The 14,951-nt window shown below is 55.8% G+C and carries 11 protein-coding genes and 2 pseudogenes; 9 read left to right on the top strand and 4 right to left on the bottom strand.

Translation table 11 applies throughout. The features are described 5' to 3' along the window. Positions 1-189: 189 nt before the first annotated feature. Genes ACWGS8_RS34870 through ACWGS8_RS34860 form a run of 3 tightly spaced genes read right to left on the bottom strand, consistent with a single transcriptional unit; the run spans position 190 to position 2,943 of the window. Entirely contained in the window at positions 190-756 is a 567-nt protein-coding gene (locus tag ACWGS8_RS34870; protein WP_454585164.1) for a CpaD family pilus assembly lipoprotein, read from the bottom strand. 10 nt (positions 757-766) lie between these two features. Then, positions 767-2,230, bottom strand: coding sequence for a type II and III secretion system protein family protein (locus ACWGS8_RS34865; RefSeq protein ID WP_454585163.1), 1,464 nt, complete (start codon positions 2,228-2,230; stop codon positions 767-769). A gap of 23 nt (positions 2,231-2,253) precedes the next feature. Next, entirely contained in the window at positions 2,254-2,943 is a 690-nt protein-coding gene (locus tag ACWGS8_RS34860) for a response regulator (RefSeq protein WP_454585162.1), read from the bottom strand. A 321-nt stretch (positions 2,944-3,264) separates the two neighbouring features. On the opposite strand from ACWGS8_RS34860, the gene ACWGS8_RS34855 reads away from it, so the two are divergent. Beyond that, the gene (locus ACWGS8_RS34855) at positions 3,265-3,597 is read left to right on the top strand and encodes a hypothetical protein (RefSeq protein WP_454585161.1); all 333 of its coding nucleotides are present in this window, start codon (positions 3,265-3,267) and stop codon (positions 3,595-3,597) included. A 221-nt stretch (positions 3,598-3,818) separates the two neighbouring features. Then, positions 3,819-4,454 (top strand): annotated as a pseudogene (locus ACWGS8_RS34850) (MFS transporter); the annotation flags it as partial. Between the two features lie 1,139 nt (positions 4,455-5,593). Here ACWGS8_RS34850 and ACWGS8_RS34845 read toward each other — a convergent pair. Then, entirely contained in the window at positions 5,594-7,180 is a 1,587-nt protein-coding gene (locus ACWGS8_RS34845) for a putative bifunctional diguanylate cyclase/phosphodiesterase (protein WP_454585160.1), read from the bottom strand. 660 nt (positions 7,181-7,840) lie between these two features. Between ACWGS8_RS34845 and aepX the strand changes: the two genes are divergently transcribed. From aepX to ACWGS8_RS34810, 7 genes and pseudogenes are all read left to right on the top strand, one after another. Next, complete coding sequence (gene aepX, locus ACWGS8_RS34840; protein ID WP_454585165.1) at positions 7,841-8,785, top strand: phosphoenolpyruvate mutase; 945 nt, start codon at positions 7,841-7,843, stop codon at positions 8,783-8,785. A gap of 39 nt (positions 8,786-8,824) precedes the next feature. Further along, positions 8,825-10,090, top strand: a complete 1,266-nt coding sequence (locus ACWGS8_RS34835) for an aminotransferase class I/II-fold pyridoxal phosphate-dependent enzyme (protein ID WP_454585159.1) — start codon at positions 8,825-8,827, stop codon at positions 10,088-10,090. Continuing rightward, entirely contained in the window at positions 10,054-10,863 is an 810-nt protein-coding gene (locus tag ACWGS8_RS34830; protein WP_454585158.1) for a phosphocholine cytidylyltransferase family protein, read from the top strand. The genes ACWGS8_RS34835 and ACWGS8_RS34830 overlap by 37 nt, the downstream gene beginning before the upstream one ends. 4 nt (positions 10,864-10,867) lie before the next feature. Then, positions 10,868-11,479, top strand: a complete 612-nt coding sequence (locus ACWGS8_RS34825; RefSeq protein ID WP_454585157.1) for a phosphatidylcholine/phosphatidylserine synthase — start codon at positions 10,868-10,870, stop codon at positions 11,477-11,479. Positions 11,480-11,497: 18 nt separating this feature from the next. Then, positions 11,498-12,412, top strand: a complete 915-nt coding sequence (locus ACWGS8_RS34820; RefSeq protein ID WP_454585156.1) for a class I SAM-dependent methyltransferase — start codon at positions 11,498-11,500, stop codon at positions 12,410-12,412. Positions 12,413-12,443: 31 nt separating this feature from the next. Further along, complete coding sequence (asnB, locus tag ACWGS8_RS34815) at positions 12,444-14,339, top strand: asparagine synthase (glutamine-hydrolyzing) (protein ID WP_454585155.1); 1,896 nt, start codon at positions 12,444-12,446, stop codon at positions 14,337-14,339. A 131-nt stretch (positions 14,340-14,470) separates the two neighbouring features. Beyond that, positions 14,471-14,835: pseudogene (locus ACWGS8_RS34810) on the top strand (ISKra4 family transposase); the annotation flags it as partial. Positions 14,836-14,951: the final 116 nt, after the last annotated feature.

Below are 14,951 nucleotides of genomic sequence, written 5' to 3'. Positions count from 1 at the left end.
TCTGCGCGTCAGAAAACTTCGATGCCTTCATCGCTTCCGCTCCTCTCCCAGCCGGGAAATTACAGCGGAAAACTCTAATTCTGAACGGTCCAGTTTCTGGGGATCAGATCAGGAGAAAATACCGCATTTGAATCCAACTCCCTGAAATCTTCCTCGAAATTTCTCTGTCTTATAAGATGCACTCCAACGTCATTCTCCAGTTTTCTCTGCCGCGAATGTCCTATATCTGGCAGCTGGTATGGCAGCACGATCACCATCGCTTGGTTTGACAGCCTTGTTGTCGAGCAAATCGCGCGGATCGTTGACCATGACCGCCAGGTTATGGCGTGTCGAACAGCCAAGCGGCTGGTCCAGGGACTCGTCGTTGGGCAATGGACCGGAAAACGACGGACAGACAGCAGGGCGGGCGTGATAGAAAATCGCCTCTATTCGCGCTGTGCGAGCGTCGTGTTGGTCCAACAACTGAATGTTATAAGTGTCGATCCGCATCTGCTTCGCCTGATGGACGGCCTCTGCGCTGAGCCGAGGCGACCCGCTGATCAGCAGGTGAAGCCCATCGCGCCGATCGCGGCTGGCCCTCTCAAGAAAATTACGCAAGCGCTGCCGCTCGGAGGCGCGAAGGCTCTCTAAAATCAGGACGGTGGTCTCCTGCCGGATATACACCGGTGTCGATGGCTCGTCGTGGATCGGCGCGCTTACGCAGCCACTTAGACTTGCCATTAGAGCGAGCAGGTGAACTTTGATCCGCAACTTCATTCGGTTACCGCTATTCGATGACAAAGCCGACACTGCTCTTGGCACTGGGCGCGCCAGTGTGGGCAGTAGCCCGGCCTCTCGGCCGACTTAGCACATTCGACCCAGGCTTCCCTCCGTCCGAAGGCGACGCCATCCGGTCCGTGGGCGCGCTCATCTGGTCGGGGCTCGACGCTGGCCTCACGATGTAAGGTGTAACCAAAATAACCAGTTCCGACTCCTCCTTTTCAAATGAGGACGAACGAAACAGGGCGCCAAGGATCGGCACTTGGCCGAGCCCGGGAAAAGCACTGATGTTATTGCTGACGGTACGCCTGATGAGCCCACCGATTGCAAAGCTCTGCCCGCTGGCGAGTTCGACGACTGTGTCGGCGCGGCGGGTGGAAATTGCCGGCACGGAAATGCCGTTGATTTGAACGGCACCTTGTGACGTGAGTTCACTGACTTCCGGCTTTACGCGAATATTGATCTGGTTATTGTTGAGAACAGTGGGTAAGAATTCCAGGCTGACGCCGAAGTGACGAAATTCAATTGAGACTTGCCCGTTTTCCTGCGGCACAGGGATGGGAAATTCGCCGCCGGCGAGGAAGCTGGCCGTTTCGCCGGACATCGCAGTGAGATTCGGCTCGGCCAAAATGGAAGCAATGTGCTCCTTGGCGAGTGCGTCAAGAACCGCGCCCATGCTGATGTTACCATCGTCGTATCCGATTTCTGCTGTACCACCACCACTAGCGGTACCCGAGCCTGCACCTCTGCCGCTGCCGCTTAACAAACCCACTTTGAAATTGCCGATTTGACCGAGTGCGGACAGGTTGATCCCGAGTTCCTTCATGGCGCCACGGGAGACCTCCGCTACGCGAACACTCAGATTAACCTGTAGGGACCCAGCCACCTTGATTTTATTGACGACCTGCGCACCGTCACCGAGGAATTGCTCGGTGACCGTTTTCGCAGCGTCTACGGTTGCAGCATCGGGCGCCGTACCGCTAAGAATTGCGCCGCGTGGAGTATACTGGACGCGGATCGGATAGTCGCCGACTTGATCCCTCAACATAGCCCGCAGATCCCCGATCGGTTGCGTCACGACAATCTGCAACTCGGCGAGAGCCTCACCGTTGTCGTTCAAGGCGAATAGGGAGGTCCGCCCCGATTTCTTGCCAAACACGAAGATGGTTTTGTTTGAGGGCGCCTGATAATCCGCGATCGATGGGTCGGCAACAAAGATGGTCGCGGCTGGCGCGGGCAGACGGACTGTCTTGCCGAGCGAAGAGGTAAGGTTCAGCGTGGCATTGATGCTATTGGGAGATCCACGCGGCGTCGCTTCATCCCCGTTGTTTTGGGCCTCGGCAGAAAGCGGAGATAACAGCATCAGCGCGCATAGGAGAGGGCCCAAGTATGGACAACCGGGCCCGCTTGAGCCGTCGATAAGGATGGGCCGCTGATTAGTCTCAGCATCAAGAGTTGGAACTATTTTCAAGACAGGCTTTCTTTCACAGTCGACTAATCATGTGATACCACACCGGACGATTCAAGAATGTGGCCAATGCCACGCACGGTCCTGATCCGCACCGTTGCACCTGACCTCCTCAAATGTCCACGTAGGCGATAGATTCCGACTTCAAGCGCGTTAGTAGATACCTCGTCGTTAAAAGAATAGAGGTGGCCCTCGAGCCGCTCACGCGGCACAATACGGCCAGCGCGGTAAAGCAATTGCTCAAGAATACATAGCTCGCGACGCGCGATTATCAGCGGATCACCAGCAACCGAAACTTCTCGGCTGATCGGGTCGAAGTTGAGATTGCCAAATACAAGGATGGGGTCGGTCATCTGTACTGCCCGGCGCTGAAGGGATCTCATTTTAGCGATGAGCTCGACAGGAGAGACGGGCTTGAGCAGGAAATCGTCCGCGCCACCATTGTAAGAGGCAATTCGCTTCTCGCAATCATTGAAGCAACTCATAATGATGGCCGGAACTGAATGCCCCTCGCTCCTTAGCTGCCTCAGCCAATCCAAGCCATTACCATCAGGCAGAGCCAACTCTAGCAGGAGAATTTCGTAGGTCGCACACCTAAATGCACTCGACGCCTCCTCCAGAGAACAAGCCATGTCAACGGCAAAACCGCCGTCCGCGAGCGCAACGCGCACCGCGCGTGCAAGATCTGCCTGGTGATCAACGAGGAGCGTTCGCATTTCATCTCATAGTTAAGTCGACGGTAATTGACGTCACTGTCGGGTTTGAGGCCGTCGTGGCAGCATCAGTCACGCAACTAGTGGCGATATTCGTGACCGCTTTCCGGGACGAGTAGTCGCAGGAGCAAACAAGCGCCATCAGCAGTAATCGGATAGAAGGGTATGAGGACTATTGGCGGACCGAAATCGCCGGTTGGCAAACTCAAAATGCCACCCGCCACCGCCTACGATTTCTCCGCGCATCGATTCTCCTGCGTGCAGCCCCCTGCCCACCAGCTCAGCGCGTCCAACGCCATGATTCGATGATGGAAAAGGGTTAGCTTGGAGAAGCTGACCGCAGAAATCCATTCTTCTAATCGGTCCATCCACGTGATGGATGCATCCGTTGGGATGGCTTGCGTCCCTCCGGCGGAAATTTTCCCGCCCCCCGGGCGGCGCAACTGCATGCTGATGCCAGGACCGACCAGCAGAAAAGCAAACATCACCAGATCGAGCCCGGCAACGACGCCAGCCTACCAGCCATTCAACGTGCACTGCCGCTATCGGACGAGGCATCTGGAAATTGCTAACAGCGACCGCTGTGCTGAAGTCGACTGGCGCGTCAGCCGGCCGATTATCGCCCAACCAGAAATATTAGCAATATATAACACCTAATCCAGGGTTAAATCAGACAAATATCCATTATTAAACTGGGAAATTCGAGCTTTATTGATCCTTTATACGGAACAAACACCTGCATAATATCACGAATCCATATTTGTTATTGATATATAAACTATAGTTGAGCGGCTTACGGAAGTCAATATTTTCATGGTTTCAGATGTAGCATTTCGGAGGGAACGCGGCTCGCGCGGCGGCTCGATCATGGCCAAATGGAGATCAAAGCGGCCATCGCGCGCGGAACGCTTTTTTGGCCTGACAAGCATCTCGATACTGGCACTGCTACCCCTGGTCGCCCGCGATCAGCTGGGCGGAGGGCCGATCGCTTATGGCATCCTGATGGCCGGCTTTGGGGCGGGCGCCTTGTGCGCCGGCATCTCCGATAATGTGTTTCGACGGTCGCTGTCGCAGGAGCGGCTGACCACACTGGCGTGCATCTCCTGCGCGGCGTGCTGCCTCGCGCTTGCATTCACGCCCTCGCTATCAGTAGCGGCACTTGCTGACGTTCGGTGGCGCATTGCCCACGCTGGGTCGCTGGTCGCACACTGTCGATCTACTCTGCCCTGTCGTCCGGCGGCATCGCGGCCGGCAGCTGGCTATGGGGCATGGTGGCCGAAAACTATTCGCTCACCTTGGCGCTGGAAAGCTCCGCTGGCGCCCTCCTGTTGGTCGCTGCAACCGGGTTGCTGCTGCCCATTCGTCAATGGAAAGAGACCGACCAGGATCCCTTTGGCTTTGAAACGCCGCAGCTCGCCCTGGAGCTGAAGTCAAGAAGCGGCCCGATCGTCGTCAAGATCGAGTACTCGATACCGGAAGCCAATGTCGAAACTTTTCTCGACCTGATGCGTGCATTCGGCGCCGGCATCGCATCTGGGAAGAGTAGATGGCCGACGGGCATGATCATACGGACGACAAAATATACTGCAATGCACAAAATGCACATACTGCCATGCACAAAATGCATGAGTAGGCGAACGTCCCGATCGCCCCGTTAATACCGCAGCCGCTCGCTGTCTCGGAGAAAATGCGCCTTAAAGTGGCGAGCTCCGCACATCGAATCTGTTCGTTCGGACGGACACGGGAAGACCTCTCTGGTCAACCCGCATATGCCCTGTCTTTAGGCTCCGCATTAAGGCCTGCCATCTCGCCGGCCGCCGCGGCCACATTGGGCCACGACGAGCTCGAAATTTCGTGCCGAATTGGGATCGGCGCTACGAACATGAGCCGTATCGACGCTAATGACGAATTCATTGCCCTATCGCCGGGAAGCCGGATTTCGAACTGGCGGCGATCGTCTGCTTGAGACATCGCCCGCCGTTCTTCTTGTACGATCCGGTCGCGGAGCCGCCCCCGATTCTGATCGCACGATTGCGCACCATCGCGTGTGTCTCGGTCGGTTCAATCGGCAGAAACCCGACGAGCACCTTCGCCGCCTGCCGGTAGGCATCATGGTTCCCAGGCGCGGGTCAGTTCCATCAGGTCGAGCGTGGCCGCTCCGGGCAAATCTCCTTCAGCGGCGCGAAGGCAACGACCATGCCCGTATGGCAATCCCTGCACAGTATCCAGCGGGGATTGCGACCCTCACTGTCCCGAAGACGTTCAGATCCGGCGTGCCGTATAGTCCTTGATCAGCCGAAAGGCGTGGCAATCCGGGTAGACGCGGCGAAAGAGGGAGCACGCCTCGGCCTCAGGGTTGACGGCAACGCCACCATGATCTTCTTGCCATCGTCGACAGGCCGATGCCACCGTCAAAGCGGGCGCTCCCAGCTCTTGTGGACTGCATGACCTTAACAATTCGTTCCCCAACCCCAGAGACGCTACCAGTCGCGTCTGCAAGCCGTGCATATTCGCTCGCGGCAAAGGTCACGGGCGCGAAACGAGGCGGGGTTGCTCGGCCGCTGCCGGTGGCCACCGTCGCGTTTGCGAACAAGATGGGGAGGATGGATCTCGCCAAAGGCAGCTCCCATCGGAACGCATCCCCACATGAATCCTATTCCGACCGCTTCAGCGCAAGCACCATCCCAGCATCGAATTTGTTCTGCTCGGCGCGCCTGAGCATTGATGAGACAACGTCAGCGGGTACCGGCCGGCTGTAAAAGAACCCCTGCACTTCGTCGGCACACTTCTCTTGGTTCAATAGCGCGGCCTTCTCATGGCTATCCACCCCTTCCACAGTAACGGTCACACCGATCTCAGTAGCTATTTTAGAGACCCCACGAAGAATGTTTAGTGCCTTTTCATTAGAACATGCGTCATCGATGATCGCTTTGTCTACTTTGATCTTGTCGATCGTGAATTGGCGCAAGTAATGTAGCCCGCAATAACCGGAACCGAAGTCATCGAGCGCAATCCGGATGCCACTCCGGCGCAATTCGTTCAGAATAGGATTTATGAAGGTCGTATCACTTATAAGGACTGATTCCGTGATCTCAAGGTCGAGCCTATGGGGATCCAATTGGGTCTCAGCCAAGGTCCGCTTGACCACCGACACGATATCGCTGCGAAAGAACTGAACTGGAGACACATTGACGGCGACGCGCACGTGGGCAGGCCAGTCTCGGCATGCGAGGCATGCTTGTTGGAGTGCCCACTCTCCTATTTCCACAATAGTGCCCGTGCGTTCGGCAACGGGGACGAATTCACTCGGGGCAATCGTGGTGCCATCAGGCAACGTCCACCGGAGCAATGCCTCGACGGCCTGAATTCGCTCTGGGTGCTCTCGTTGAACGATCGGCTGAAACAGAAGAGACAATTGCTTGTTTGAAATGACAGTCGCCAGCGCGACTTCCAGCTCTCGGCGCCGGTTCGCCATCATTGCCATCTGCGGGATGAACAGTTCACCAAAGGTGCCTTTGGCTTTTGCCTTGTAGAGAGCCAAGTCCGCAGCCTTGAGGATCTGACTGGCATCACTTCCGTGAAGCGGAGCTATCGCCGATCCAACGGTGACGTCGACGACAACGTGGCGGCTATCCAACTCGTAAGACCTGGATACTGCATTTCTGATCCGAAGCGCAAAATCAACGGCCTCGGATTCCATTGAGACCTCGCTTTGCACAACAACGAATTCGTCGCCTCCGAATCGCGCAACAAAATCGCTGGCGCCAATGAGCTTTCGCAGAGTTGCGCCAACGGCGTTCAACACCGCGTTGCCGAAGTCGTGCCCGAGGGAATCGTTGACCTGTTTGAACCTGTCGATATCAAAAAAGTGAACGGCAAAGCCTTGCTGCTGGCCATGCGGAGGCAGGCGCGCCTGCAGTTCTTCTGAAAGTGCGAAGGAATTCGGCAGCTTTGTCAGGTGATCGGTGAGGGCCTGTTGCCTGATGACGCTATTGGCAAGGCGCAGCCGATATGAGGTTCGATATGAAGGGTAGAGAAATATCGGCGCCAATATGGCCGAAATAAATAGTGCAGCGAAGATCTGATACCAAATAGTCGGATAGTAAACTCCAATGACAACATATAAGCCGGCTGCCATTGTGGTTGCGAGAATAATCACTAAAATCGACTGAATTAGCGTTAGCCGCGCCGGCTCACAGTCCAGGCTGCCGTCGAAAATTGCTTTGGCGTTTTTCCACATGGAGGGAAGGCTTAGGCTAATGTACTAAATAAAAGTTCCGTTGGAATGCTAAACTCTTACATAGCGGCCGCCGTCATGAACGCCCATCTTGTCGCGGGAAGAGGCAACTAGAGTCCAGGACGGTAAGGGGCTCGTCCCCTCAAGACTCGTTCATGCAGTACTTGCCAATAACGGAATAGGAACGGGTCCGCACAACTGAGGTTTGATCACAGCGCCAGCGCCTCGGTCCGGAGTGGCACGGCTTCGCGTCCGTGGCTCTCAGGTGCTGTTCCGGTTCGGCTCCTGCGATGAGGTGCGTCTGCGCGTCATCGGGTGGCAGTCGACGCCATGAGCCTTGCGGTGTTCTATAGACATTAACATACAATGGGATTTCGACCCCCCGAGAAAAAGATCCGGGTCCAACGCAGCTTTGCCGCAAGACCGTTTTGGTAGGCGGCCCCACGCGCGGCGCTGAAGCCAGACGATCAAGACGAACCGCGGACGCGTTCCTTTGCCCGTTTCCGGCGCGCCAGCGATGTGAAATGTATGAACAAAAAGAAGAATAATGTACATCTTCATGAAATCGAGAACGCACGAACGTTACCGATGTTTTACTTTGTCTTAACTTGACGAATATTACTGAACCGTCATTATGACTGTTCGGAAGGGGAAGGGATGGTGATGCACAGCGATGTACCAAAGCAGCCTACGCAAAACCGGGTTTCCGCCGGTCGGGCGGCCGAAAGCTTGCTTCAACTGATCACAGCCAGCGAGCTCACTTTTGCTATGGAAGGACACGACGGTCTCTCGGCTGCGATCGTGGAGAGCGCGGGCTTCCAGGTGCTTTGGGCGTCAGGCCTGTCGATCTCCTCAAGTCTCGGCTATCGCGATGCAAACGAAGCCTCCTGGTCCGAGGTTGCCAATGTTGTAGAGCGTATGGCAAATGCTGTGCAAATTCCGATCCTGGTCGACGGCGACAGCGGATTTGGAAATTTCAACAATGCCCGCCTCATGGCCAGCAAACTACGCCGATATGGCGCAAGCGGCGTTTGCCTAGAAGACAAGGTGTTTCCAAAGATGAATTCGCTCGTGGGGGACCGACACCCCCTCGCCGAAACGGCGGAGTTTTGTGGACGGCTCAAGGCAATCAAGGACCGAATTCCGGATCCGGAGTTCGTGCTGGTCGCGCGTATCGAGGCGCTAATCGCTGGCCGCGAAATGGATGAGGCGCTGGCGCGCGGCTATGCCTACGCCGAGGCGGGCGCTGATGCCATACTTATCCATTCCCGCAGGTCCGACGCGGAGGAGATCTTTGCCTTCACTCGCGCATGGCAGAACCGGCTTCCAGTGGTCATCGTACCCACGAAATATTACCGCACGCCGGTCTCCGCGTATCGCGCCGCAGGGGTCTCCATGGTGATCTGGGCCAACCACAATTTGCGCGCCGCCGCTGCTGCCATGCGCCACATTTGCAATCGGATCGTTCGGGAGGAAACCATCGCCGGTATCGAGAGTGAGGTGGCCACGCTGGACGAAGTCTTCGATCTGCTCAAATACGAGGAACTGGCTGCGGCCGAAGAGAGATATCTACCACAGAAGGCGAGCGGTGTCCGGCAGCCGGTTTAAGCCGCCGCCTTTTTCTGACAAAGAGACGAGGAGCGCAACATGCTTGCGAAACGGACAAGCTTGTTCCGTTCATCGGGGACCGCCGCCGCGCGGGCGGTGGCAAGGGCATCTGCCGATGCTGGCAATGACATCATTGATCTGACCGCTGGTGAAATCTGGAGCGACCTCGCACCAACTATTCGCGCCGGAGCATCCGAGGCCATCAGCAACGGTATCAATCGCTACACTGATACCGCTGGCATGATGGAACTGCGGGAGGCGCTGGCGAAAAAGGTGTCGGTCGATACTGGACAGATGTGGAGGGCCGAAGAGCTCATCACCACGACAGGGGCCAAACAGGCGCTCTTCAGCGCGGCTATGGTGGTGCTCAACCCTGGCGACGAGGTCATCATCCCGACGCCTTACTGGACGACTTTCCCGGCGCAGGTGCTGATCGCCGGCGGCAAGCCGGTCTTCGTCGAAACCCGCTCCAACGGCTATGTGGCTCGCATCGAAGACATCGAGGCTGCGGTAACCACCCGAACCCGGGCGATCATCGTCAACACGCCTGGTAATCCGACGGGTGCCGTTTATGACGCCCAGACACTCATGGCTATTGCCCAGCTCGCGATTTATCGGGATTTGTGGGTCATTTTCGACGAGTGCTACGGCGAGTTCGTTCACGAGCATCATACCCATGACGCGATCGTCTCCCTCGTTCCGGAGGTTCGGCCTCGGACGCTCATCGTCAACAGCTTCAGCAAGGCTTTGGCACTGAGCGGATGGCGAATTGGCTACCTCGCCGGTCCGAAGGAGATCATCGACGCCGTCAAGGCGTTGCAGTCGCACACCACATCAAATCCGAATGTCATCGCCCAGCATGCCGTGTTGGCTCATCTAGAGCGGGGAGACGGCAGCTATGAGCGCCAACTGCGATCGCAGTTGACCAGCGCCAGGCAAATCGGTCTCAACGTGCTTTCATCGCTCACGCGGGTACCGGTGCCGAAGGCGCAGGGCGGATTCTACTTCTATCTCGACTTAACGAACCTGCTGACGCGCCAGCCGTGGAATGTGATCACTGACGATGCAGAAAAGATCGTGCGTTCGCTGCTAACCGAAGCCGGCGTCGCGACGGTGCCCGGTACCGCCTTCGGCGATCCCGCTGCCATACGCCTCTCCTATGGAATTCCGCCCGAAAAACTCGAAGCCGGGTTGAGCCGCGTCGTCGAGGTGCTCAACGCTTGGAAAAGACCCGCGAGATCGCGGAACACAGAAGTGGAATACATGCGATGTCGATCAAAGCGCCCAAAAAAGCCGTCATTCTAGCCGCGGGTTTCGGCTCTCGTCTGCGTCCGCTAACCGATCTGCGGCCGAAGCCCCTGGTAGAGGTCAACGGCACGCCCATCATACACAACGCGCTTCGAAACCTGGAAGCTGTCGGCGTTGAAGAGGCGACAATCGTCATAGGCTATCGCAAGGATGCGATCCAATATGCATGCGGCAGTCTCTTCGGTGGCCTGAAGATCAATTATGTCGAGTCATCGGTTTTTGACCGGACAGGCAGTGCCTACTCGCTCTGGTTGGCGCGCGATGCGCTCCTTTCCGGAGATTGCTACCTTCTCGAAGGTGACGTCTTCTTCGAAGAAGATGCTCTGCGCTATCTGATGATGAGCGACGCGGCAAACACCGCTGGCGTTGCGCCGTTCGATCCATCTATGGAAGGGTCCGCAGCCATTCTTTCCAGCGAGGGCTTCATATCCGAGATCCGGTTAAAGCAGACAGCAGCAAGTCTGGCCTCAGGCGGTCCGGCACTCTTCAAGATGATGAATCTCATCCGGTTCTCTGGCGACGAACTCCGAACAAAGATCGTCCCGGTCCTTTGCGACATTATCGGCTCGGGTGGGACCAAAACTTATACCGAGGAGCTGCTCGCTGTTCTTATCGAGCAAAACGGACTGCACCTTGCGGCGGCGCGATGCGACGATCTGAGATGGTATGAGATCGACAGTGAAGAAGACTTACGCGCAGCCGAGAGTATTTTCACAGTGGAGCGGTCTGCGAGATACAGCCCCGGCCACTTCGCAGCCGCCGGAGAGTAGCAGGATGATCCGCTATCTCTTTGATGCCGCAAATGCCATTACCGCGCTTGGGCTGATCTTCGCCACTATCGCGATCTATTTTGCCTTGGTCGGGCGCTTTGAGATTGGCATCTGTTTCGCTTTATGGGCGCTTCTGGCGGATGATGCGGATGGCATGGTCGCGAAGCGTTCTCCCAACCGTTCGGCTTTCACGGCTCAGGTGGGAGGCGCATTCGATGGGCTAGCCGATTTGGTCTATGCAGCTGTGTTCCCAGCGGTTCTCATTTTGTCTTTTAATGCGTTCTCTGTTCCTTCCTTGTTAGCCGCGGTCTGCCTTGTGTTGTCAGGCGCTCTTCGCCTCAGCTATTTTTCAGCGTTCGGGCTGGACGACGACGGATTCGGCAGAGGATTGCCGTTGAACAATGACCTCTTCGTATTTGCAGCTCTCTTTGCCGCGAACCGCCATCAGGCAATCCCTCAGCTTGGCAGTCTCTTGATAGGCGCGGCGTTTCTTCTGTCCCTGCTACATCTCTCAAATTTCAAATTTCCTGGTACAGGCAATCGATTGCGCTTGGTCAACCTTACACTCGTTGCAGCCGGCTCTTTCGCCCTGCTCACAAGTGCACTTGCATCGTAAAAGTATAGGAAAAAATGCATGGAAAGCTCTTTCGAAATCCGCACGCGCAAGATCTTCGATCGCTATCAGCGGGCGCAGGAGAATGATGCTCACATATTTGACAGGTTGGTCTCCCTCATTGAGGAGGAATATTTCGGTCTGCCAACCGGTAGCTTCCGCAACCTTGATGTCTTAGACGCGGGCAGCGGCTCAAATGCAAATGCGTCTTATGCGTTTCTTAAAAAAGGAGCGCGTAGCGTTGTCTCGCTTGAACTGGGCAATGATTGGATGGATTGCGCGCGCAAACGGCTTAGCCGCTTCGGGCCACGCTCCGAATTGGTCGCCGGCAGTGTGCTGGATCTCCCGTTCGACGAACAGAGCTTCGATTTTGTCCATTGCGCCGGGGTTTTGCCGCACACCAGCGATCCGAAAAAAGGCTTCGAGGAACTTGCCCGCGTAACTCGTCCCGGGGGCAGCTTCTTTCTGACGATCATGGGCACCGCAAACGGCGTCATCTATCGATGCATCAACCATTTGCGAGAACTCTATCAAAATGATCGACAATTTCGCAGCGCGATCGACAATCTGAATGGATCCACCGCCCGTGAAGCCATCGACTGGCTGTTGAATATAAAGGAGAATGAAGAAGAAGAACTTATGCCTGCCGAAAACGAATTCTTTCGAAGCCTCTTTGATGATGATTTGTTTGTAACGATTCGGGATCGTTTCCAGGCACCAACCTACCACGAGTTCTCATTTACAGAGGTGCAAATCAGAGACTGGTTTGCCGAGTGCGGCTTCGAGAACATTCGAAGGATTTCAAGGTATACGAGAAATTTCCATAACCTTCGGCGCTTTCTCGCGCCTATGTACCGTCATTACGACCATCCGCTGGCTCGGTTCTGGTTCGGCGATGGCTGCATCCAGATGATCGGCGACAAGCCAAGCACGTAGTCGGCGTTATTCGTATAAGAGAGCGACACCAATGTGCGGAATATTCGGGATAGTCCTTAAAGAGGAAGGTATGCCGGTCTCCGTTGAGGCGGTAGAGCATTGCGCGGACGCCCTTGCTCATCGCGGACCTGATGCCAGAGGCCTATACATTAATCGTGCGGTGGCATTCGCACATCGACGGCTATCGGTTATCGATCTTAATTCTCGAGCCAATCAACCTCTTTGCGATAGCAATACCGGAGTGACAATTACGTACAATGGAGAGATTTACAATTATCGTGAGTTGAAAAAGGAATTAATTGGTCTGGGCTACTATTTTTCGACAAAATCAGACACAGAGGTAGTAATCGTCAGTTATATCGCGTGGGGAAAATCATTTTTGAATCGGCTCGATGGAATATTTTCCTTTGCGCTGTTCGACCCTAGAAAGTCCCTTGTTCTCATCGCCAGAGACCGGTTGGGGGTAAAGCCACTTTACTACACGAGTTGCGATATTGGACTTGTATTTGGATCACAACCGAATGCTCTTGTTCGCTGGCCAGGGGTCATGCGCGGACCGGATATGATCGGGGCGCTCAGCTTTCTATCCTATCGCGCAGTTGTCGGATCCAGAACGCTGTACGCTGGAATCTCCAAATTAGAGCCTGGTTATCTCCTCGAAATAAAGAACGGGCGCTACACGTCCGAACGTTGGTGGGATCTGTCTGAGTGCATCTCGCGATCGACGCCGGGCTACTCCGACATACGGGAATTGCTCGGAAGTGCCGTTCAACGGCAGCTAGTAGCTGATGTCCCGGTGGCGGTATTGCTGTCCGGCGGGCTTGACTCCAGCATTCTTGCCTATGAGGCCTCCGCTCGCTCACAAATGCATCCCATCTGTTATACCGGCAGGGTCGAGCCCTCCGAATACGACGAGACGGGCTATGCGATGGAGGTTGCCGCTGAGTTAGGGCTCACTCACCGCGTCGTCCCAATTCCAGAACCATCCGATATCGACGCCGTAGCAGAACTGGTCCGTTTGCGCGGACATCCACTTGGAATGCATAACGAAACCGCCATGTATACACTCGCGAAGGCGATTTCGAACGAGCATAAGGTCGTACTCACCGGCGAGGGTGCTGATGAAATTTTCGCTGGCTATAGCCGATTGTTTCGGACGCCGTATGATTACAATCGAAGCAAATTCATTTCCGCATTGCCTTCTCCTCTGGCCAAGATTGCACGCCGACGTCTTGAGCTTGGGGTCCATGGCAGTCAGTTGCAGTTTTTCTTAGAGCGTTATACGTACTTTCCGGCTGATGAGATCCGTTCGCTTGCTATCGATGGCCAGATGGGAACGGAGTACGAGATGGAACTCGTCGATCATTTCGCGGCTCAATTTGCGGAGGCGGACGGAGATTTCTTTAGCAAAATATCACGTGTCTTCGTCTCTACGCACTTGCCCGCGCTGCTGGAGATGGTCGACAACACCACAATGGCAACTGGGCTTGAAGCTCGCGTTCCTTTCACCGATCACCAGCTTGTAACCGCCGCGATGGCAATGCCGGGCTACCAGCGCCTAAGGTGGAAGTCACCAATCGCTTCTCTCCAGGCACTGTGGCACCCGGTCGCCTCATTCAGCGAACGTCTTGACGTCTCAAAATATCCCTTGCGAAGAGAATACCAGAGCGTCTTGCCCAAATCTGTTCTATCTCGGAAAAAAATGGGATTTCCGCTTCCGCTGGGCCAGTGGGCGGTGGGCGAAGGGGCAGCGCAATATCGAAGGCTGCTATTTCACGAGGACTCTCCCCTAGGAAATTTATTCGACCCTGCTGCCTTGCGGCGGTGGTTTGAGGTCGGACGAGAAAAACCTTCTGATTCATTCGGTCGCAAGTTTTGGCTTCTGGCCAACCTTGCGATTTTCTTCGGGGAGGCTTTCTCACAATAACGTACGAACCGACATTTGGGTTATTGCTTCATCCAAAATGTTGCGTTGGACGCGGGTTATAGGTCACACCAAGGACCCTCTCAGCTTACTCACCAGGATGGAAAGGTATCGATGAACCGATCGAACCGCCTATTGCCGGGCTTCAGCAAAAGGTCGTGGAAACGCAGGCCGACGTCTGGCTCAGGGAAAATCGCGACCGGGATGGCCGTCGTCTGCGTAGCAAGGGCAGCTACCCCGTAACCTTCCATACTCTGTTCTGCGACGTACGCCGGAAGAGCCCGCGATATTGCCTGCCGCGAATTGACGGCGCGAACGGCCCTGCAACAATCTCGCCATTGCGCACACTGATCCCTATCACATCGCGCCCGAACGCGTCTATCTGGAGACCCGGTGGGCCTCACTCGTGCCCTACGCCGCGGCCGCCGAACTGTTGGCCGACGTGCTGCCGATCTATTGCGGCGCCAATGGTACGCCTCCGGCGAAGGACGCCTTGCGCGAGCAAGGCACGGTAGCGAGGCTGCGCTCTTAAGGTCGTCCTTACGAGCGTGGTTAGCAGCACAGCATGAGCCAGATGACGTTATTGACCGGGCCGGAGCGTCGTCGTCGTTGGAG

This window comes from Mesorhizobium sp. 43Arga, from assembly GCF_053714255.1.
The sequence above is the reverse complement of the archived record's forward strand: the minus strand, read 5'-3'. Positions and strand labels throughout refer to the sequence as shown.

Excerpts from the sequence above, each read along its gene's own strand:
- aepX (WP_454585165.1), top strand. The coding sequence starts at position 7,841 with ATGCACAGCGATGTACCAAAGCAGCCTACGCAAAACCGGGTTTCCGCC.
- ACWGS8_RS34835 (WP_454585159.1), top strand. The coding sequence starts at position 8,825 with ATGCTTGCGAAACGGACAAGCTTGTTCCGTTCATCGGGGACCGCCGCC.
- ACWGS8_RS34860 (WP_454585162.1), bottom strand. The coding sequence starts at position 2,943 with ATGCGAACGCTCCTCGTTGATCACCAGGCAGATCTTGCACGCGCGGTG.
- ACWGS8_RS34825 (WP_454585157.1), top strand. The coding sequence starts at position 10,868 with ATGATCCGCTATCTCTTTGATGCCGCAAATGCCATTACCGCGCTTGGG.
- ACWGS8_RS34830 (WP_454585158.1), top strand. The coding sequence starts at position 10,054 with ATGTCGATCAAAGCGCCCAAAAAAGCCGTCATTCTAGCCGCGGGTTTC.
- ACWGS8_RS34870 (WP_454585164.1), bottom strand. The coding sequence starts at position 756 with ATGAAGTTGCGGATCAAAGTTCACCTGCTCGCTCTAATGGCAAGTCTA.
- ACWGS8_RS34845 (WP_454585160.1), bottom strand. The coding sequence starts at position 7,180 with ATGTGGAAAAACGCCAAAGCAATTTTCGACGGCAGCCTGGACTGTGAG.
- asnB (WP_454585155.1), top strand. The coding sequence starts at position 12,444 with ATGTGCGGAATATTCGGGATAGTCCTTAAAGAGGAAGGTATGCCGGTC.
- ACWGS8_RS34820 (WP_454585156.1), top strand. The coding sequence starts at position 11,498 with ATGGAAAGCTCTTTCGAAATCCGCACGCGCAAGATCTTCGATCGCTAT.